This window comes from Mucilaginibacter sp. OK268 (genome assembly GCF_900103125.1).
In the GTDB taxonomy this organism is placed as follows: domain Bacteria; phylum Bacteroidota; class Bacteroidia; order Sphingobacteriales; family Sphingobacteriaceae; genus Mucilaginibacter.
Window position 1 is genome coordinate 625,266 of sequence record NZ_FNJV01000002.1, and the last position, 18,740, is coordinate 644,005.

An 18,740-nucleotide genomic window follows, 5' to 3' on the forward strand; every position below is an offset into this window, starting at 1 on the left:
TGTCTTAATTATTCAAAGATGGATAATCAATATAACCTTGCGCGCCGCCGCCAAACATTGTCGCCCTGTCAGGCTGATTGAGTTCGGCATCTAACTCAAAACGTTTCGGCAAGTCAGGATTGGCTAAAAATAGCGTGCCAAATGAAACGAGTTTGGCGATGTCTTTTTCCAATTCTGTTTCAGCAGATGCTTTGTCATAACCTGCATTGGCAATAACGGTTTGCTTTATTCTACTGCCGAATAAAGCAATTTCATCATCCGCCGGATAGTGAGCAGGCGATGGAAAGTATGGGCTGCGCTTCATCAGCTCCACATAAGCGAAGTTGAGTTTATTCAATTCCTCAATTAAATAAGTGTAGGTTCCGGTGGGATCATCCAAAACCATATCACCATATGGGTGGAAAGGTGAAAGTTTTATGCCAACTTTATCGCCGCCAACCACATCGATCAGTTCCTGCATCACCTCCAGCACGAAACGGACCTTATTGGGAATGCTGCCTCCGTAGTCATCGGTTCTTTGGTTGGCGCTTTCTGCCAGGAACTGGCTCGGTAAATAACCGTTTGCTGCATGCAATTCTACTCCATCAAAGCCGGCCTCGATCGCGTTTTTGGCAGCCTGCCCATAATCCCTGATCGTTTGTTGGATCTCTGCAACGGTGATTTCCTGAGGCGTTTCATAGTCCTTCGCACCTTGTGACGTGAAATGCTGCGCGCCTGTGATCGGTCGTGCAGAAGGAGCCAGCGGTAATTTGCCATTCCGGTCAATAGAATGACCTGCACGACCGGTATGCCACAGTTGGGCAACGATCAGGCCGCCATGCGCATGAACGGCTTGGGTAACTTTCTTCCAGGCAGTGATCTGTTCAGGGGCATAGATCCCCGGCGTTAATGGACTGCCGGTAGCTTCCTCACTGATCCGGATGGCCTCAGTAAACATCATCCCGGCACTGGCTCTTTGCGTATAGTATTGAACGGTCGTATCGCCTACCACACCGTTTAAGTCAGCCCGGCTCCTGGTCATAGCCGACATCACCATGCTGTTCTTTAAGGTTAGTTTTCCTAAAGTTGCTTTTCCCAATAATTTCATGATTTTAATTTTTTATGTTACTAATTATGTATTGTTTTATAAATTGTAGGCAGGCAGATAAACCTGGTTGACAAAATCTTCTGCCGTTGTTGGCGTAGTCGTTGAAACCTCTCTTTTTTGATAATTCATGAAGCCGGTTTTAATCGCGGTGCCCATTTCAAGCAGGTTATCGACAAAATCTTCTGAAAAGCCGTTGCTTAAAAAGGTTTGCTTGATCTGCTGAACGGGTACCTGCACATAAGGCAGCTCAGGCTGGCCAATAGCTTTGCCTATCAAGGTGGTAAACTCCCTGTAGGTATAATCTCTTGGCCCCATCACCGCCTGCACACTTTTACCACTGAAGTCGAGGCTGGCTAAATGTCCGGCTGCTATCTTTGCCACGTCCTGAGTAGCCACCATCGGTATGGCATGATCACCGGCCGCTGCTGTACCATTGATACCCTTATTCTTAACGAGGCCTATTGTTCTCAGGAAATTTTCCATAAAATAGGCAGAACGGATATGCAATACATTAACACCGTCCAACTGATTTAACCTGACTTCCTGTTCGCCGGTACCCGCCATGATCCCGTTGCCCTCGTGCATATGCGAGCCAAGACTGCTCATGTTGACAATGTGTTTGATGCCGGAATCTTCGATGGCTTTGATCAGCGTACCGGTAACCATCCGTTGGTAAGCCCTGGTATTCTCCGCCTTAACATTGTCAGGCAATAAGATGAATGCGCTATCGGCGTTACTGAATGCGTTGGTTAGTGTTTGCACATCTGTAATGTCGCCAGCAATAATTTCCGCACCCAAAGCGCGATGTTTTTCTAACTTGTCTGTGTGCCTGGCGATCAGGGTTACCTGATGTCCTTCGTTTAAAAGGATCTCGGATATTTTACTGCCTACTGTTCCGGTGGCGCCGAGTATGACTATTTTCTTTTTCATGGTAGTATGATTAAATGTTGTTTTTGTTTAATTACTATACAAAGATGTCGTGATTGAAAACCTAAAACTTGTATCAAATCACTGTTCTTAATTCTGCTTCCAGGTGGTTCCGTTTTCCAGTTGGCCGCTCTCCAAATCATTTTTAATGATCGCCAAGGCGTCTTTCAGCATAGCATGCACTGCTTTCATCAGCACTAATTTTACGAACATCCTGGCAAAAAAATTGGTAGGTACGGCCCGGTAGGTCCATTCGATTTTGGTTTTGTTATCTCCCAGATCGGTGAACAGCCATGCACCTTCCAGTCGTTTCAGGAGAGCCGAAAGAACTTTCGAAGTGAAGTGCTCATTCTTGTAGGAAAATGACATTGGCGCGTTTATAGTGAGCAGGCTTTCTTGGGAGGTTGACCCGTCAGCAAAATAAACTGTTCTTCGCAGCCCGGCTTTATTCCAGCCTTGTTTGACACTGGTGTCAATGATCGCCGGGATTATCGCGTTCCCGCGAAAGATGTGCACTAAATTGACCGGGGCGATATAATTAAAAGCTTGATCAATGGGTGAGTCGATGATCACGACCACCGTTATTTCAGGGTTTTGTTGCGTTGTCATTTGATGATGTTTTATTTGATTGCGATACAAAGGTGCGCTGATCGCGCGTGACAAACTTGTATCAAATCACTGTTCTGATTATCCGTGGAGATTGCCGCTGTACATGCCTCCGTCAAAATGAACCGCATATGTTTGGATAACGAATAAGAGGATGTCACTGGTTTCCGCTGCACGGAATGTTGGGCTTTCGTTTTCGATCAAAGCACTTTCCCCGGTGGCCAGGGTCGTATCATTGATGTTAATTTTGCCGTCAAATACATAAAGCAGGAAGGTGCAATTTTCAGCTGGTGCTTCTGGCAAAATGATCTCTTCGCCCTTTTCCAATCGCATATCCATGAGCCAGGTATTGCTTCTGATTTGCAATGGGTAATCATCGCCTTTGCCGGCTATTGTACGCCAAGTGTTTTCACTGTAAATTTCCGGCAAATTGTAAAATTGAACCCGGGATGGTAAACCGGTAGTTTCCGGCCGGATAAATATTTGCAGGCCTTCTAAAACGCCGCCTTCCTCCAGCACCCGCTCTTCGTGATAGAAACTGGCACCCGCATTCATCAACATTAAATTTTGATTGGAAATGGTACCAGTGTGACCTTCGGAATCTAAGTGTTTCACCCGGCCACTACGTAAATAGGTAAGTATTTCGTCATCCCTGTGCGGGTGCATGGGAATCAGCGTTCCCGGGTTGATCCGAGCATGGTCTATTCTTCCTATAGTTGACAAGCCGGTATCGTGTAATTCAGGCCGGATAAGCCCGGGATATAAAATCTGAATGCCAAAGCCACCGTGCTGCTTACCATACTTGATGGTGTTATCTATCTTGGTCAGCATCTTAATCGATCTCAATAACTACTTTACCAATGTAACCACCACGCTCAGCATATTCATAAGCTTCTTTGTACTGCGCAAATGGAAATACTTTGTTCACTTCGATCTCCAGCCCATTTTTCACGGCACTTAGCAGAACATCGGTGTATTTAGTAGCTGGGCTCGAAAGAATAACTACATGTTTTTTACCCCTAAATATATTACCTAATAGCGAAAGCGGTATTTCAATTGGCTTTGGTGTAGGATTCAAAAAAATGGCTTTAGGCTTCATGATTTGTTTAGCCGTTTTGTAACCCATTTTGCCTGATAAGTCGATAACTATGTCATAAGTGGCTTTCTGAGAAAGCACATTTTCTTTTTTGTAATCTTTCACGGAGTTTGCGCCCCATTTTTTCGCATATGCTGCTCCCTGGCTGCTGGTCACTGCGGTTAGGTTTGCGCCCCGGTGTTTTAATAATTGCAGTACGAACATACCAAACCCTCCCGTAGCGCCGTTGACCAAAATGCTGGTTTGTGAACTGATATTACCCATTTTTTCTAATGCGGTAACGGCAGCAGTTCCAACCACCGGAATGGAGGCGGCCTGGGCAAAACTGATGTTAGCGGGCTTTTTCCAGACAAGTGAAGCTGTTACGGCAACATACTCGGCTGATACACCTTCTTTCATCATGTTTTTTACTACCCCAAAAACTTCATCGCCTTTTTTTAGGCCAATGACAGCAGATCCAAATTCTTCAACGATACCGGAGAAATCCGTGCCGGTGTGCTTTGGAAATTTTGAACCGGACATCAGGGTCATTTCGCCTTTGCGAATCTTCCAATCCATTGGATTGATAGAAAATGCGTTTACTTTGACCAGTACCTGATCTGCTTTTATAATAGGCTTTGGTTGTTCTACAGCTTGCAACACATCCGCGGTTCCAAACTTTTGATACACTATTGCTTTCATGATATTATTTTTAATTGTTTAAAATGATATCACAAAGTTGCGAACAGCCTGATCAGGAAACTTGTATCAAATCACTGTTGTTGGAAATGCCTGTGGCACCTCCAAATGAAGGTGCCACAGATAACAATCGAGTATTAGCAAATTAAGACTAATAAATTTCGATCAGGTCACTATTGTTCTTCAAAGCTTTAGGTGGCATGCCAAACATCTCATACATATACTTATTGAATTGAGGTAAATCGTAAAAGCCAGTATCATAAGCGATCTCGGTGAGGCTTCTTTCTTTGTCAGAAAGCGTAAGATAAATAGCCTGGCGCAACCTTGTCCATAATAAATACTTGGATAGGCTACTGCCAGTCTGTAGTTTAAAAAGTGACGCTAAACGCGAGGGCGAAAGAAAAACGATATCGGCAAATGTTTGCGGCGTGATGTTTTGCTCGTAATAGTTGGATTTGATATGGTCCACTATTTTGGCAACTCTTTCATCATAAGCCGTAGCCGGTAATTTAGCGAGCAACGCATCAACTATTTGGCTGATAGCTAAACTGACTTTGGGCGTCTGAAAAAAAGCATTGGTTTCAGATGGTGAATCAAATACAATATATTCCTCATTTTTTTTAAATCTGCCGGCCAGTTCTAAACCAATATTCGAGTAAGGCTCTATATTTAAAACGTTCAATGTGCCTTTTTCAGCTGCGCAAAAATGCGGCACCTGCGGTTTAATGAGAAAGCCGTGGATACGCTCGTAAAGCATGCCGCTGATCGTCGAATTGAAAGGCGTGTCGTTCGACAAGACGATCTGATAGGCCGAATGATGGTGAATCTCTACCATCAGGTTTCGGGCTTTAAGAGCAAGTATAAAAGGATTCATAGATACAATATGGTATGATTTCCCGTAAATATACTATCCTTTGTTAGATCAATGCTGATAAATGCACGTTAGTTAAGCGAACTTCTAAACCCTAAAGGTGATAAATTGGCTTCGATCTTGAATAGTTTAAAGGACTCTGACTGTGCTCAAATCTCAGTTAACAAGCATTTCAAAAACGGATAATTCCGTTCTAAAATCTCTTTTGCCTGTCTATAAATTTTCCCGAAGTCATGCCCGAACCTTAAGTTCAATAATTATGTTACCCATGCTTATAGGTAAATTTGGATTACAGATTTAAGTAGCTTTTATGCAGAGCAGCCCAGTAAATTATATATTGAAGCAATAGAGTCAACCGTTATATTGCAGATTAAACATGGCGATCTACTAAAGTTATATGTAAAATATCACACTATCGACCATAACTTTCGAGTAATTATAGAGCAAAGGTATATCGAACTGGAAAATAGAGTACTACAAAATATTAGCTCTACAGCCGAAGATCGGTATTTGTTGTTTCTGGATCAATACCAGGGTCTTTCTAAAATACTTCCAAATACGCAAATCGCATCATATTTAGGTATTACCCCCGAATTCCTAAGCACGATCAGAAAGGGACTTGCCCGTAAAAATTCTTAAAGTACTTTAAGAGTATTTCTTAAGATATCTTATTGGTTGTTTTATAAAGAACAGCCGATATTTGTTCCGAAATAAAAAATTAAATGTCAACAGAAAACAATAAACGGTTGATGAAATTCTTTGTGGAATTCATCAATACAGCCAGCGAGGTTTTAAGTAAAGAACTCATATCAGCAGAGGCAAAATTCTTTGTACCGAGCCAAACAGAGCCACTATATGGACCAACTGGATATCTGAATATAATCAACATGATGCGTTCAGGTTTTTCTGATATTCAATGGGAACTTGAAGATATGGTAGCGGAAAATAATAAGATAGCCGCACGTTTTATCATGCGTGGCACACACAATGGGCCGTTCTTTGGTGTGCCAGCTACGTTCAGAACTATTGAAGTAAAAGCAGTAAATTTCTACAGATTTCATAATGATCAAATCATTGAAGAATTTGGTCAGCCTGATTTGCTAAATTTGTTACAACAAATAGGAGCAATACCGTCAATGAATTAATGCCCCATTGCTAGCGCACGTGTGCCGCGTGTGTTGAACTGTATAGTGGAATATGTGTATCCTCTTATCCGTGCGTTCCTCCTCATACATACATCGTGTTACATTGCGGACGTATTCCGACAGGCCCTAGCCAATTACATATGCCAGGGGCTGGACCGTTTTGGCGGTCACCGTCTATGACGAGGTTTTTTTAAATACGGTTGGAGCGATGTGTTTACCAATCAAAATGGCCTTAAAAGCGAAAAGCACCTACATCGAACGTGATGTAAGTGCTTTTTCAGTTGCTCCCCACAGTGGCGTTTTTTCGAACCAATTCATTGAAAAATTACGACGAATTGGAAGTTTAGGCGAGAAAAATATTAAACTCTAAATTAAATCTAAATTCAGTTAAAACCCAGTTTCCGCTAATCAACGAACCCGTTTCCAGGTGCCCATTAGTTACTTGGTTAACCGAATGATCAAATGGGTTATAGTAATAGAAATAAACATTTCCGAACATTTTGAGACCCCAAGTTGAAATGAAATTTTTCACCCTCACCTTTTCGACTGTTATTGGCTGTAAAAAATACCATGTTGTTATCGTTCATTGCTTTGGAAGAATGGTTACAATTACTCTTTTATATCGGGTTAGCCGGGGCGTTCCTTTATCGGTAACCTTCAAGATGAAGTGAGTAGTTTGGAGACTACCTACCTCTGGCGCTTTTAATTCTGTAATGACAGACATGTTTTCTGCCGGAGTGACCGCTATTGTATTATGCAATGTTCCCGCTTCCCTGTATTGAAACCAATGAAAACTCAGGGCATCTCCGTCAGGGTCATAGGATGCGCTGCCGTCAAGACTAAATGTCTCGCCGGATTTTACCGTGAGCTGTTCAGGCATATTGAGTTTCGCAACCGGTGGGTGATTGACAGCTTTATAATCCGTATTGCACCAAGCCATTCTTGCCGCAAAATCATTCTGGATTTCTTCTCTCCATCTCCAAATCGTTACATGATTGTCTTTGTATGTACCTGTGTCTTTTACAACGGCTCTTCCCCATTTGCCCTGCACCCAAGGTGTATATTCGTCTTCGGCATTTGTCCAAAATGGTCTCGTCTCTTCTTCCAGCGGAACAATCCATTTCATCTTGGGGTCAAAGGGTGGTTTGTAAAATTCATAACGTCCGCCCCAACCTCCCCAGTTTGGATGCTCCGGGTTGTTCAGTCCATTGGGAATCAGCGAGAGCCAGGATGGGGTATCACCCTCCATGCCAAAGGACACATCCGGATAGATTGCCCCGAGCGGCCCATGTCCCTGCTGGACATTTCGCATAAGCCAATCATTGCTGACCACTTCGTTGTTGGCGCCGGGAAATACACTTAAGATGGCCGACCATGTAGCCGCATAATAATTTCCCGGGCTTGCAATGTAGAACAGATCAGGGAAATTCTTGCGTATCCATGGCCCCGAATTATCCTGGTCCGAAATCGTGTATACTCTGAGCTTACTTATCAATCTTTTTACTTCCCCTTCACTTTTAGTCTCCCTGATTTTCCAGAGTGCTTGCGCCAGTATATTCGGGCCGCCCCAAACAGTCACCCATAAGGGGCGGCTGTCATTCGTTTCAAGCATCTTGATCACCCAGTCCGAACCTTCCGAATCTTTGCCTTTTCCTACGCCTTCCATCCCATAAACCGGAAGGCCTTTTTTTACCAGGCTTAATAATTTTTGCGCTGTCGGAAATCCGGGTTCATGTTTTAGAAGATTAGGTTGCACCTTCTCATAACTACGAATGACTTTTTCAATGAGTTCTGGGCTAACCTTTTTTGATTGATGAATGGATGTTGAAGCGATGAGTCCTACAACGTCGATTTGATTTGTATATAGCATTAACCGGACCATCGACATAAAATCATCAGGCTCGTTTCCGATGTCTGTAATGACAATCAGGCGATGTTTGGCAATTGTTTGTCCAGAAGCCATAATGTGTGTTGCCAGTATAATACTTAATACAACTAGCGTAACTAGCATTAGTCTTGTTTTCATTATTTTACTTTTAATTTGATAGGTTTCATGTTTTGCTAATTGATTTTGAGTCGTTCTTACTGCTATCTTACTACCACCCGCACACGGCCCAGGTTTTGAATGCGGGCATAAGTTTTTTTTGCATCTCCTTGCCGTTGAGGCGTAGCCATTAAAAGACTTAATTGTTCCTCCGAGCGCTTAAATCCCGTGCAGTGTGGGATCAACAAAAACTCATTCACAACTATATTAAACAAAAAATAAAACTAATTAACTATTGAACTCCATTGCCAGGTAAAACCTGTTGTAATTGCCAAAACAATTGATTCCAAAGCAAATTGCCCCTCACTTGCCATGTTGGTTATAAAGGGGCCTTTGTGCAATACTACATAAAACAAAGGTATTAACAGTTGATTGGAGGTTCCGAAGGCCTTGGCCAGGTAATTCCGGGCCACTCGGAGCACCAGTTTGTGTAATGTCGAATCTAAAAGCATCTTTAACTTCAATCCTTTAATATGATCAAAGTGTAGAGGAATTGCTTTCCCTGTATTTCTGGAACGCGGTGATCAAGCTCCCTGGAATGTCTATTCAACTGACGAATTAGAATCTTATCGAAAAAACAGCCCTCAGGGCATAAAAAAAGCCCTTTTACTACTGTAAAAAGACTTTTTAGAAATGGGGTAAATGATGGGGCTCGAACCCACGACCCTCGGTACCACAAACCGATGCTCTAACCAACTGAGCTACATCTACCGTTTGGAGAGTGCAAAAATAGAAATCTTACGGCTATTTGCAAACTCTTTTTAAAATTACATTCGGCTTACCTGTTTAATTTAGAACGATTTTAATTAATCACTAAATTTGTAACTATGGCTGAGCAATTAATTGAACTGAATGTGACAGGGATGCATTGTAATAATTGCGCCTTATCTGTACATAAACTACTCGAAAAAAAGGGCTTACATAATATACTGGTTGACTTTGCCAGCGAAGAGGTAAAATTTTCAACCAGCGACAGCACCAAATTGCCCGAAATAAAAAAAGGGATAGAAAATTTAGGTTTTCGGGTGATTGACGATATTTCGCAACATCAGCCTTTATTTTATGATAAAGTAGAGAACAAATTTATCTTCTGTGCCCTGTTTACTGCCCCACTCCTGCTCAGCATGTTGCTGCCATGGCAGTTTTTACATCAGCCCATCGTACAATTATTGTTATGCCTGCCAGTATTTATGGTAGGCTGCCTGCATTTTGGTAAAAGTGCGTGGAGTTCGGTTAAAGGCGGTGTACCCAATATGGATGTGCTCATATTTATCGGTTCAACATCGGCATTTATATATAGTCTTACAGGCACATTGCAGCATTTAGGCCCGCAATACCAGTTTTATGAAACCTGTGCTACCATTATTACTTTGGTATTATTAGGCAATGTATTCGAGAAACGTTCCGTAACTCAAACAACATCAGCAGTAAAAGACCTGATCAAATTTCAGCAGGTAAACGCCAATCGTGTTGTTAACGGTGGTATAGAGGTGATCAGCGCCAAAGAAGTGCGCCCGGGCGACACCTTGTTAGTGAACCAGGGCGATAAGATACCCGTTGATGGCGAGATACTATCAGGCAGTGCGTCTGTTGATGAAGCCATGCTTACCGGCGAAAGTTTACCTGTCGAAAAAGAAAAATACGACCGGGTGATAGGCGGTACTATATTGCTTAATGGCAATATACACATGCTGGCCACCAAAGTTGGCTCCAATACCATCCTGTCGCAGATCATCGAACTGATGAAAAAAGCGCAGGCTGCCAAACCTCCCATCCAAAAACTGGGCGATAAGGTTGCTTCTATATTTGTACCCGCGGTATTGGGTATTTCCCTGTTTACTTTTGTACTTACTTTTTTCGTCGGCCATGCCGGTTTACAGCACTCTTTGCTGAATGCTATAGCTGTACTGGTTATATCATGCCCCTGCGCCATGGGTTTGGCTACACCTACCGCTGTGATGGTTGGCCTTGGTCGTGCGGCTAAGAACGGCATCCTCATCAAAGGTGGTGATACCATTGAAGCCGTAGCCCACACTAAATATGTGGTATTCGACAAAACAGGCACCTTAACCACCGGTAAATTCAGTATTAATGAGATCAAGGCTGAACCTGGTATTGATATCGACTTGATCCGCGGTATCATTATAGCAATTGAAGAACGGTCAAATCACCCGATTGCTCGCTCATTGGTAAACGGACTAAAAAGCCTGCCCAAACAAAAGGTGATACTTAAAGTGGCCAAAGAAGAAAAAGGCCTGGGTATGCGCGCCGAAGATGTGGAAGGCAACAACTATTTCCTCGGCACCGCTAAACTGAATAAGGACGATCATTTTAATCTCTCGCTCTATAAAAATCAACAATTGTTGGCACAAGTGGCCATTGATGATGAAATAAAACCCGAAACAGCCACACTGATAGCCCAGCTCAAAAAAATGGGTATCAAACCCGTGCTACTAAGCGGCGACAAGAAAGATCGCTGTTTAAAAGTAGCCGCTGCCATTGGTATCAAAGAGGTTCATGCCGAAAAACTACCCGACGAAAAGCTAAAAGTGATTGACATGTACAAGCAAAAGGGTAAAACCATCATGATAGGCGATGGTATAAACGACGCTCCCGCTTTAACCAAGGCTGATGTTGGTGTATCCATGAACGATGCCAGCCAGGTAGCCATACAATCGGCCAGTGTGGTGCTGCTGAATACCGACCTCCATTCGGTTATTAAATTTTTACAGATTAGTAAGCATACACTGCTCACTATAAAACAAAACCTGTTTTGGGCATTTGCCTACAATATCATAGCTATTCCTCTGGCTGCCTTAGGCTTTTTAAACCCGATGATAGGCGCATTTACCATGGCCTTTTCTGATGTGGTGGTGATTGGCAACTCACTGAGGTTGAAAATTAAAAAGGTTGATAGTTAATAGTTCATGGTTCATAGTCACCTTTGATGTGTTTTGTTTTCTGTCACTTAGGGTAAAGTTTGTTATTTTTGGCATTTACAATGGTGCATATATTAACTATGATCTATGAACCATCAACCATGAACTAATTTAAATGATCGAAATTTACACAGACGGTGCATCAAGCGGAAATCCCGGTCCGGGAGGTTATGGGGTAATTTTGCGTTCGGGTAAGCATTATAAGGAGCTATCCGAAGGTTTTCGCAAAACCACCAACAACCGTATGGAGTTATTGGCTGTAATAAAAGGATTGGAAGCTTTAAAAACCCCCAATCAACAGGTCATGATCTTTTCAGACTCTAAATACGTGATCGACTCCATCGAAAAACGCTGGGTAAATGGCTGGCTTCAAAAAGGTTTCGCTGGTAAAAAAAACAAGGACCTCTGGCTTCGTTACCTTGACATCAGCAAACATCACCAGATCAAATTTACCTGGGTACGTGGGCACAATGGTCACCCAGAAAATGAGCGTTGCGATGAACTGGCCGTAGCCGCCGGTAAACAGAAACCTCTGCTGATAGATTCTGTTTTTGAAGTAGAGAATGCGAAGGGAATCTAGTCTCTAAATTCTAAAACCTAAACTCTAAATTGACCGGACTCATTCCTCAATTCAGTAACTCAATAATTCAATAATTAATACCTCACCTCCCTGCCAGCTCTATAACCTGCAGATCCTGGATTCTATCCCCATCGATACTAAAACGCATGAGGGTTCGTACCTTATGCCAGCCCTGCTGCCCTGCCGCTCCCGGGTTAAGGTGCAGGCAGCCTATCGTTTTATCGGGCATTACCTTTAATATATGCGAATGCCCCGAGATAAACAGCTTAGGAGGATTTAAGTAGATCTCCTTTTTTACCGCCGGACTATATTTGCCAGGATAGCCTCCAATGTGGGTCATCCATACATCAACGCCTTCGCAGTTAAAGCGTAGATTTTCCGGGTATACCAGTCGCACGTCCTTACCGTCGATATTGCCGTATACGCCTTTTAATGGCTTAAAAGCCGCCAGTTTATCGGCCAGTTCCAGGGTGCCGAAATCACCGGCATGCCAGATCTCGTCGCAATTTTCAAAGTGTTTAAAAACAGCGTCATCAAGGTAACTGTGGGTGTCGGATATTAAGCCTATGCGGGTCATCGGAGCAAATATAGATACAAGAGGTAAGAGTCAAGAATCAGGAGTCAATAAATCTGCCATTGCGCGTAAAAATTCCCGAATAAAGCTTAAAATTGGGTTTACATGGTTTACACTTTTCATGGTTTAAATTTATTTATTTAATTGATAATCAGATAAATAATAATTATTTGTGTCGTTTTTTGGGTTTACAGTGTAAACCATAATTAGCGAGTTTACATTGGTCAGTTTTATAACATTTTGGTATTCTAACATTTGTGGATTGGGGACGGGCGATAGTGGAGATAGTATCCATGTAAAAACATGTCATTGCTCAGTGCGGCAGCCTCCAATTTAGAGAGCAAACTTTGCATATCCGATCTGCTTATAGGAGATTGCTTTGTCGTTCCTCCTCCCAATGACCCGCTGGGATATTATTAATTTAAAAAATCGTCAAAAAGTCCTTCAATATCTCCTGGTATCGCTTACTGTAAACTTTAGGTGAATCATAGATCACCAACCTCTCTTCTTCCGATTGGCTTATGTCAAAACCCAGAGCCAGTATTTCCCGGTGTGGTTCATCATTTTTAAAAGAATATACCTTTATTATTTTCTGTAAATGAAGCTGATATTGCGTAGCCAAAGTTTTAACCAACTCTGCAGTATCAATTGGCAACACCAGCCAGCAAGTCCCATTCTCCGTTAAATGGTTTGCAACTGTTTCTATCAGTCCTTCAAAAAATCCCTCACCTGCATGTTTGGCCAAATTCTTCTTTACGCCCGGCGATTGCAGGGAATTGATATAGAATGGTGGATTGGATACGATCAAATCATATTTTTTGTCGGAATGGCCAACAAAAAAATCCCCAAAGCTGGCTGGAAACAGTGTCAGGCGATCAGCAAAAGGCGAATTCTTAAAATTGCTCCCGGCAGTTATAGCCGCGCTTTCATCAATCTCCACGGCATCAATTTGCGCATCAGCAAAACGCTGGGCCAGCATCAGGGCAATTACACCGGTACCGGTGCCTATATCTAATATAGATAATGGTTTATCCGCACCAGCTAACGCACCCAACAAAACACCATCCGTATTGATTTTCATGGCGCAACCGGTTTGATCAACGCTGAATTGTTTAAATTTGAATATCATGTTTAAGAAAATAACAGCAATTAGTTTAGTATCATTAATTTCAATAAACTGTTTTGCTCAAAGCATTAAAGGCGCACTTCCTAATACAGCCAAAGTTAACATTGATAATCTTTTTAAAGCATATAGTAAACAAAACTCGCCCGGTTATGCCATAGGCATTGTTAAAGCAACAAAAGTTTTATACACCCGTGGCTATGGTTCAGCCAATCTGGATTACCTTATCCCGATAACACCAAACTCCTCTTTTGATATTGCTTCCGTATCCAAGCAGTTTACCGCGGCCTGCATAGCCCTGCTTATTATGGATGGCAAATTAAGCCTGGATGACCCTGTAAGTAAATTTGTGCCCGCTCTGGGTAAATACAGCGATACTATCCGCATTAAGCACCTGATATATAATACCAGCGGAATAATTGATTATTTCAAGCTCCCCCGGCCCGATGGCCACTCCTGGATCACGTTCAATTATTTTGATATTGACTACTGTATAAAAACCTCGTTGAGTAAAGATACACTTGCCTTTAAGCCCGGCGCGCAGTGGGATTATTGTAATGTGAATTATATGCTGCTCACCAAAATAGTTGAAAAAGTAAGCGGTATACCCTTTAGCGAATTTTGCAAAAAGCGGTTGTTTGAGCCCTTAGGCATGTTCAATACTTTAATTAATGACGATGTTACCGAAGTAATCAAAAACCGGGTAACTCCTTATAATATCCGTAATAAAGTTTATGCAGATGCCTACCGCAAAGAAGGCATTCATGTAAAGAACGAGGGCGACTGGATACAACACCCCAGAAATTCACCTCATTACGGAGGCAGCGGCGTTGTAACTACGGTAAACGACCTGCTGAAGTGGAGCGAGAACTTTTTCACCAAAAAATTTGGCGGGGAAGAGTTTTACAAACTGATGCACCTGACCTTAAAATTTAAACACAACAGGGATAACCAGGCATTTGGCTTATATAGGGGTACTTATAAGGGCAAAACCTATTGGGCCTGGGACGGTGGCGATTTTGGTATAAGTTCGCAACTTATCCGTTTCCCGGATCAAAAAATAGCTATAGTAGTACTCTCGAATTTAGGTTCGGGTAATGCTGCTGACAAGGCAAATGCCATTGCCGATATATTAATAAGCAATAAGATATTTTAATCGAATTTTATCTTTCGTAAAGTTCCAGCGGTAAACCATCCGGATCGGCAAAAAAGGTAAAGCGTTTGCCGGTAAATTCATCAATACGGATAGGCTCTGTAATTACACCATTGCTTTGCAAGGAATTAACTACTTCATCAATATCATCAACCTCAAAAGCTAAATGGCGCAAGCCAACAGCTTCCGGGTGTGATGGTCGGGCCGGAGGGCTTGGGAAAGAGAAAAGCTCGATCTGGTACTGGTTTCCCACTTCCAGATCGAGTTTATAGGATTGCCGCTCTTCGCGATAAACCTCTAACAATATTTTTAAACCCAGTATCTCGCTATAAAAATGCTTCGACTTTTGGTAATCGGAACAAATAATGGCGATATGATGTACCCGGTTCAGCTTCAGCATTATTCGCCTAGTATGGTGTGTAATACGTTGCTGTGAACCATTTTCAAGTCGGTAACATGACCAAATGGAACTTCGTCAACATTCAGGAAACCATTGTTCACGGTGCCCAGTAAGCTGAATTCAACATCGCTGGTGGCCATAAATTCAATAAAGCGTTCCTGCTCTTCTGGTGCTACGGTTACCACTACCCTGCCTTGTGCCTCACCAAACAGGAATGCATCCTTACGGATCTCATCATCTGTTTCGATGTCAAAACCTAAACCGTTTGGCATAGACGACTCCAGCAGCGCGATATATAAACCGCCATCAGCCACATCATGTGCCGATTCGATCACGCGGTGTTTGATCAACCCTTTTACGGTTTGCTGCATCTCATATTCCTGATCGATATCAAAATAAGGTGCAGGTGCTTTTAGTATTTTATGCCATGAAGCCAGGTACTGTGATGACGCGATATCATTAACCGATTCGCCGATCAGGTAGATCAGGTCGCCGGGTTGTTTAAAATCGGCGGTCATGATGTTTTCTACATCGTCCATTACACCCAGCATACCAATAGTTGGTGTCGGGAATACCGAACCACCATCTGCCGACTGGTTATAAAAGCTCACGTTACCACCGGTAACCGGGGTTTCGAACTTGCGGCAGGCATCGCCCATACCTTTTATAGCGCTTACAAACTGCCAGTAAACCTCAGGATTGTAAGGATTACCAAAGTTTAAGCAGTTGGTGATAGCCACAGGCTCGCCACCGGCGCAGGTAATATTACGTGCAGCTTCGGCAACAGCTATAGCAGTACCTTTATAAGGATCGGCATATACGTAGCGCGAGTTGCAATCTGTTGTTAATACTATGGCTTTATCAGTATCCTTAACCGCTACCACGGCTGCATCGCAGGCCAGGTTGGCGGTCATGGTTTGTACACCTACCATGCTATCGTACTGGTCGGTTACCCAACGTTTTGAAGCCAGGTTAGGGTGTGCAGCCAAATGCTCGGCCACTTCAACCAGGTTTTCAGGTTCTTTCACATCATCGATGTTGAATTTCTGATTTTCGGCAAAGTAAGCAGGCTCGCGGTATTCGCGTTCGTAAACAGGTGCACCGCCGCCTAAAACAAGGTCGTCTGCAGGCACGTCGGCAACTAATTCACCGTTCATAAAATATTCTAAACGTTTGGTATCGGTCACCTCGCCTATCACAGCGCAGTTCAGATCCCATTTATCAAAAACAGCCTCTACTTCTTTTTCGCGGCCTTTATAAACCACAATCAGCATGCGCTCTTGTGATTCAGACAGCAAAATTTCGTAAGGCTTCATATGATCCTGGCGTGTTGGTACTTTATCCAGGTCGATACGCATACCATGCTCACCTTTGGCGCTCATTTCGGAGTTGGAGCAGATGATACCGGCAGCGCCCATATCCTGCATACCTACTACAGCACCGGTTTTTATCACTTCTAAGGTAGCCTCTAACAACAGTTTTTCCTGGAAAGGGTCGCCTACCTGAACGGCAGGAAGATCATTTACAGAATCGGCAGTGATATCTTTAGATGCGAATGCCGCGCCGTGGATACCATCTTTACCGGTTGCAGAACCTACTATATATACCGGGTTGCCTACGCCGTATGAGGTTGCCGAAACGGTTTCGCCCGCTTTTACAATACCTGCCGACATGGCGTTAACCAGCGGATTTACATTATAACAATCGTCAAAAAACAGCTCGCCGCCTACAGTTGGGATACCAAAGGCATTGCCGTAGTGACTGATACCTTTTACCACACCTTTTACTAACCATTTGGTTTTGTCTAAGGTAAGGTCGCCAAAACGCAGGGAGTTTAACTGCGCGATAGGGCGTGCGCCCATGGTGAAAATGTCACGGTTGATACCGCCTACACCGGTTGCAGCGCCCTGGTAAGGCTCCAATGCCGATGGGTGGTTGTGCGACTCAATCTTGAAGGCGCAGCCGATGCCATCGCCCAAGTCAACCAAACCGGCATTTTCTTCACCAGCCTTAGCCAGCATACGCGGACTATCCTTAGGCAAAGTTTTTAGCCAGGTAATGGAATTTTTATAGGAACAGTGCTCGCTCCACATCACCGAGAATATAGAAAGCTCGGTAAAATTGGGAACTCGCCCTAATATCTCTTTTATACGTTCAAATTCTTCGGGTAATAAGCCTAAATCTTTGGCGGTTTCAACGGTGGTTAATTCCTGGTGCTCCAATGTACTATTGTTTTATTTGAAAGGATGCGCAAAAGTAGGAAAAAAGGCTGAAAGCCGAAAGCCAAAAGGCGAAAGGTTTTGACTCATTTCGGGGCCAGGTTGTGGGTTGCGAGGTTCGGGGGCAGGAATGATTAACTAACTCTCATCTCCTGAAAACCAAACTTATAAAATTCAAGCTACAGAAACTTCTTAAACCTTAAATTTTAACACTTTTCTGATCAAAATCGGGTAGAAAAGTGATCGAAAACAGCTCAAAATTTGATCAAAACCATCGATTTTAACACTTTTTAACAAATTTTTGATGGGTTTTAAAACTTTAAAAAGTATTAAATAATTGACCTTCAAATAACTAAGCACCAAATGGTCGGTTTTTGTTCCTGTTTTTGAAATACCTGATTATGATTTTCAAACAGGGTGAAACGCCGGGTTGGCCTACTTAAATATACAAAAAATGTTTGGGAGCTGCAATGGGGTAATGGACCGGATTTAAATTGGTATGCTGTAGAAACCCCTTCCTCCCCTTCCCCGAGGAAGGAATCACACATTCCCCTCCATTGGCGCAAGTCTTGTGTGATAGGTTAGGGTAAACCTCGCCTGCATGGTATACAAGCACAAGTCATCACCCCACCAGCAACCACACAAGACTTGCGCTAAAAATGGGCTGCGCTCACCTTTATCAAATTACTTAGTTAAAGGATCGTAAACGCCCAGGTAAAGAAACATTTAGCCTGTGGTCGGTGTTATCACCGTACCATTATTTTTGTTTTAGGTAACGCTTTATCAATACTATGGAAATTCTGATTTTTAATAAATAAGACTATGGCAAAAAGTAAATTACTGCGGATGGATAACATCGCCATTGTTGTAGAATCCCTCGATGACGCTATCTCTTTTTTCACGGAGGTGGGCCTAAAGCTCGAAGGGCGGGCCACGGTGGAAGGAGAATGGGCTGGTCGCGTTACCGGACTGGGCACCCAGCAAGTAGAGATCGCTATGATGGTTACCCCAGATGGCCATAGCCGGCTCGAAATTTCGAAATTTCTCACTCCGCCTACTATCGCAGATCACCGGGCTGCTCCTGTGAACGCTCTTGGTTATTTACGCGCTATGTTTACCGTTGAGGATATTGACGAGCTGGTATCCAGGCTCATCAAGCATGGCGCCCAACTCGTTGGCGAAGTAGTTCAGTACGAGAACTCGTATAAGCTCTGTTACATTCGCGGAGCAGAAGGACTTCTGATCGGTTTGGCAGAAGAACTCGGTAATAAATAAGTAACGGATATTTTAGCTCGCGA

17 protein-coding genes and 1 tRNA gene are annotated in these 18,740 nt (G+C 43.1%); 5 read left to right on the forward strand and 13 right to left on the reverse strand.

Annotation, left to right across the window (positions count from 1 at the left end; genetic code table 11):
* Positions 1–4: 4 nt before the first annotated feature.
* The 6 genes from BLR84_RS08395 to BLR84_RS08420 form a co-directional block, all read right to left on the reverse strand.
* Entirely contained in the window at positions 5–1,087 is a 1,083-nt protein-coding gene (locus tag BLR84_RS08395; RefSeq protein ID WP_090466828.1) for an alkene reductase, read from the reverse strand.
* Positions 1,088–1,123: 36 nt separating this feature from the next.
* Complete coding sequence (locus BLR84_RS08400) at positions 1,124–2,017, reverse strand: NmrA family NAD(P)-binding protein (protein WP_090466830.1); 894 nt, start codon at positions 2,015–2,017, stop codon at positions 1,124–1,126.
* A gap of 87 nt (positions 2,018–2,104) precedes the next feature.
* A complete protein-coding gene (locus tag BLR84_RS08405; protein WP_090466831.1) occupies positions 2,105–2,623 on the reverse strand; it encodes an SRPBCC family protein in 519 nt (172 codons plus the stop codon).
* Positions 2,624–2,701: 78 nt separating this feature from the next.
* Entirely contained in the window at positions 2,702–3,451 is a 750-nt protein-coding gene (locus BLR84_RS08410) for a pirin family protein (protein WP_090466832.1), read from the reverse strand.
* A gap of 1 nt (position 3,452) precedes the next feature.
* Entirely contained in the window at positions 3,453–4,397 is a 945-nt protein-coding gene (locus BLR84_RS08415; RefSeq protein ID WP_090466834.1) for an NADP-dependent oxidoreductase, read from the reverse strand.
* A 148-nt stretch (positions 4,398–4,545) separates the two neighbouring features.
* Positions 4,546–5,268: a helix-turn-helix domain-containing protein gene (locus BLR84_RS08420; RefSeq protein ID WP_090466836.1), complete on the reverse strand. Its 723-nt coding sequence runs from the start codon at positions 5,266–5,268 to the stop codon at positions 4,546–4,548.
* A 719-nt stretch (positions 5,269–5,987) separates the two neighbouring features.
* On the opposite strand from BLR84_RS08420, the gene BLR84_RS08430 reads away from it, so the two are divergent.
* Positions 5,988–6,410: an ester cyclase gene (locus tag BLR84_RS08430; RefSeq protein ID WP_090466840.1), complete on the forward strand. Its 423-nt coding sequence runs from the start codon at positions 5,988–5,990 to the stop codon at positions 6,408–6,410.
* Positions 6,411–6,993: 583 nt separating this feature from the next.
* On the opposite strand, the gene BLR84_RS08440 is transcribed toward BLR84_RS08430, so the two are convergent.
* From BLR84_RS08440 to BLR84_RS08450, 3 genes are all read right to left on the reverse strand, one after another.
* A complete protein-coding gene (locus BLR84_RS08440; RefSeq protein WP_090466843.1) occupies positions 6,994–8,436 on the reverse strand; it encodes a DUF1593 domain-containing protein in 1,443 nt (480 codons plus the stop codon).
* Between the two features lie 242 nt (positions 8,437–8,678).
* A complete protein-coding gene (locus BLR84_RS08445) occupies positions 8,679–8,906 on the reverse strand; it encodes a hypothetical protein (protein WP_090466845.1) in 228 nt (75 codons plus the stop codon).
* 182 nt (positions 8,907–9,088) lie between these two features.
* Positions 9,089–9,165: transfer RNA gene (locus tag BLR84_RS08450), tRNA-His, on the reverse strand.
* Positions 9,166–9,281: 116 nt separating this feature from the next.
* Between BLR84_RS08450 and BLR84_RS08455 the strand changes: the two genes are divergently transcribed.
* Positions 9,282–11,375 carry a heavy metal translocating P-type ATPase gene (locus BLR84_RS08455; RefSeq protein WP_176852001.1) on the forward strand — a complete coding sequence of 698 codons (2,094 nt, stop codon included), beginning with the start codon at positions 9,282–9,284 and terminating at the stop codon, positions 11,373–11,375.
* Between the two features lie 133 nt (positions 11,376–11,508).
* Positions 11,509–11,973, forward strand: a complete 465-nt coding sequence (rnhA, locus tag BLR84_RS08460; RefSeq protein WP_090466849.1) for a ribonuclease HI — start codon at positions 11,509–11,511, stop codon at positions 11,971–11,973.
* A gap of 82 nt (positions 11,974–12,055) precedes the next feature.
* On the opposite strand, the gene BLR84_RS08465 is transcribed toward rnhA, so the two are convergent.
* Positions 12,056–12,550 carry a metallophosphoesterase family protein gene (locus BLR84_RS08465; RefSeq protein ID WP_090466850.1) on the reverse strand — a complete coding sequence of 165 codons (495 nt, stop codon included), beginning with the start codon at positions 12,548–12,550 and terminating at the stop codon, positions 12,056–12,058.
* Positions 12,551–12,968: 418 nt separating this feature from the next.
* Positions 12,969–13,676, reverse strand: coding sequence for a tRNA1(Val) (adenine(37)-N6)-methyltransferase (locus BLR84_RS08470; RefSeq protein ID WP_090466852.1), 708 nt, complete (start codon positions 13,674–13,676; stop codon positions 12,969–12,971).
* On the opposite strand from BLR84_RS08470, the gene BLR84_RS08475 reads away from it, so the two are divergent.
* Complete coding sequence (locus tag BLR84_RS08475) at positions 13,675–14,826, forward strand: serine hydrolase domain-containing protein (RefSeq protein ID WP_090466854.1); 1,152 nt, start codon at positions 13,675–13,677, stop codon at positions 14,824–14,826. The two genes, BLR84_RS08470 and BLR84_RS08475, sit on opposite strands and share 2 nt — an antisense overlap.
* A gap of 7 nt (positions 14,827–14,833) precedes the next feature.
* On the opposite strand, the gene BLR84_RS08480 is transcribed toward BLR84_RS08475, so the two are convergent.
* Together BLR84_RS08480 and purL are read right to left on the reverse strand one after the other, a co-directional pair.
* Complete coding sequence (locus tag BLR84_RS08480; protein ID WP_090466855.1) at positions 14,834–15,223, reverse strand: SMU1112c/YaeR family gloxylase I-like metalloprotein; 390 nt, start codon at positions 15,221–15,223, stop codon at positions 14,834–14,836.
* Positions 15,223–17,445 (reverse strand): phosphoribosylformylglycinamidine synthase subunit PurL, encoded by a 2,223-nt coding sequence (purL, locus tag BLR84_RS08485; protein WP_090466857.1) that lies wholly within the window; start codon positions 17,443–17,445, stop codon positions 15,223–15,225. The genes BLR84_RS08480 and purL overlap by 1 nt, the downstream gene beginning before the upstream one ends.
* An 843-nt stretch (positions 17,446–18,288) precedes the next feature.
* On the opposite strand from purL, the gene BLR84_RS08490 reads away from it, so the two are divergent.
* Complete coding sequence (locus BLR84_RS08490) at positions 18,289–18,717, forward strand: VOC family protein (RefSeq protein WP_255366912.1); 429 nt, start codon at positions 18,289–18,291, stop codon at positions 18,715–18,717.
* Positions 18,718–18,740: the final 23 nt, after the last annotated feature.

Bases quoted from the DNA above. Each gene is read 5' to 3' on its own strand.
- BLR84_RS08465 (WP_090466850.1), bottom strand. From the start codon at position 12,550: ATGACCCGCATAGGCTTAATATCCGACACCCACAGTTACCTTGATGAC.
- BLR84_RS08410 (WP_090466832.1), bottom strand. From the start codon at position 3,451: ATGCTGACCAAGATAGATAACACCATCAAGTATGGTAAGCAGCACGGT.
- BLR84_RS08415 (WP_090466834.1), bottom strand. From the start codon at position 4,397: ATGAAAGCAATAGTGTATCAAAAGTTTGGAACCGCGGATGTGTTGCAA.
- BLR84_RS08430 (WP_090466840.1), top strand. From the start codon at position 5,988: ATGTCAACAGAAAACAATAAACGGTTGATGAAATTCTTTGTGGAATTC.
- rnhA (WP_090466849.1), top strand. From the start codon at position 11,509: ATGATCGAAATTTACACAGACGGTGCATCAAGCGGAAATCCCGGTCCG.
- BLR84_RS08400 (WP_090466830.1), bottom strand. From the start codon at position 2,017: ATGAAAAAGAAAATAGTCATACTCGGCGCCACCGGAACAGTAGGCAGT.
- BLR84_RS08480 (WP_090466855.1), bottom strand. From the start codon at position 15,223: ATGCTGAAGCTGAACCGGGTACATCATATCGCCATTATTTGTTCCGAT.
- BLR84_RS08475 (WP_090466854.1), top strand. From the start codon at position 13,675: ATGTTTAAGAAAATAACAGCAATTAGTTTAGTATCATTAATTTCAATA.
- BLR84_RS08490 (WP_255366912.1), top strand. From the start codon at position 18,289: ATGGATAACATCGCCATTGTTGTAGAATCCCTCGATGACGCTATCTCT.
- BLR84_RS08395 (WP_090466828.1), bottom strand. From the start codon at position 1,087: ATGAAATTATTGGGAAAAGCAACTTTAGGAAAACTAACCTTAAAGAAC.
- BLR84_RS08405 (WP_090466831.1), bottom strand. From the start codon at position 2,623: ATGACAACGCAACAAAACCCTGAAATAACGGTGGTCGTGATCATCGAC.
- BLR84_RS08445 (WP_090466845.1), bottom strand. From the start codon at position 8,906: ATGCTTTTAGATTCGACATTACACAAACTGGTGCTCCGAGTGGCCCGG.
- BLR84_RS08470 (WP_090466852.1), bottom strand. From the start codon at position 13,676: ATGATATTCAAATTTAAACAATTCAGCGTTGATCAAACCGGTTGCGCC.
- BLR84_RS08420 (WP_090466836.1), bottom strand. From the start codon at position 5,268: ATGAATCCTTTTATACTTGCTCTTAAAGCCCGAAACCTGATGGTAGAG.
- BLR84_RS08455 (WP_176852001.1), top strand. From the start codon at position 9,282: ATGGCTGAGCAATTAATTGAACTGAATGTGACAGGGATGCATTGTAAT.
- BLR84_RS08440 (WP_090466843.1), bottom strand. From the start codon at position 8,436: ATGAAAACAAGACTAATGCTAGTTACGCTAGTTGTATTAAGTATTATA.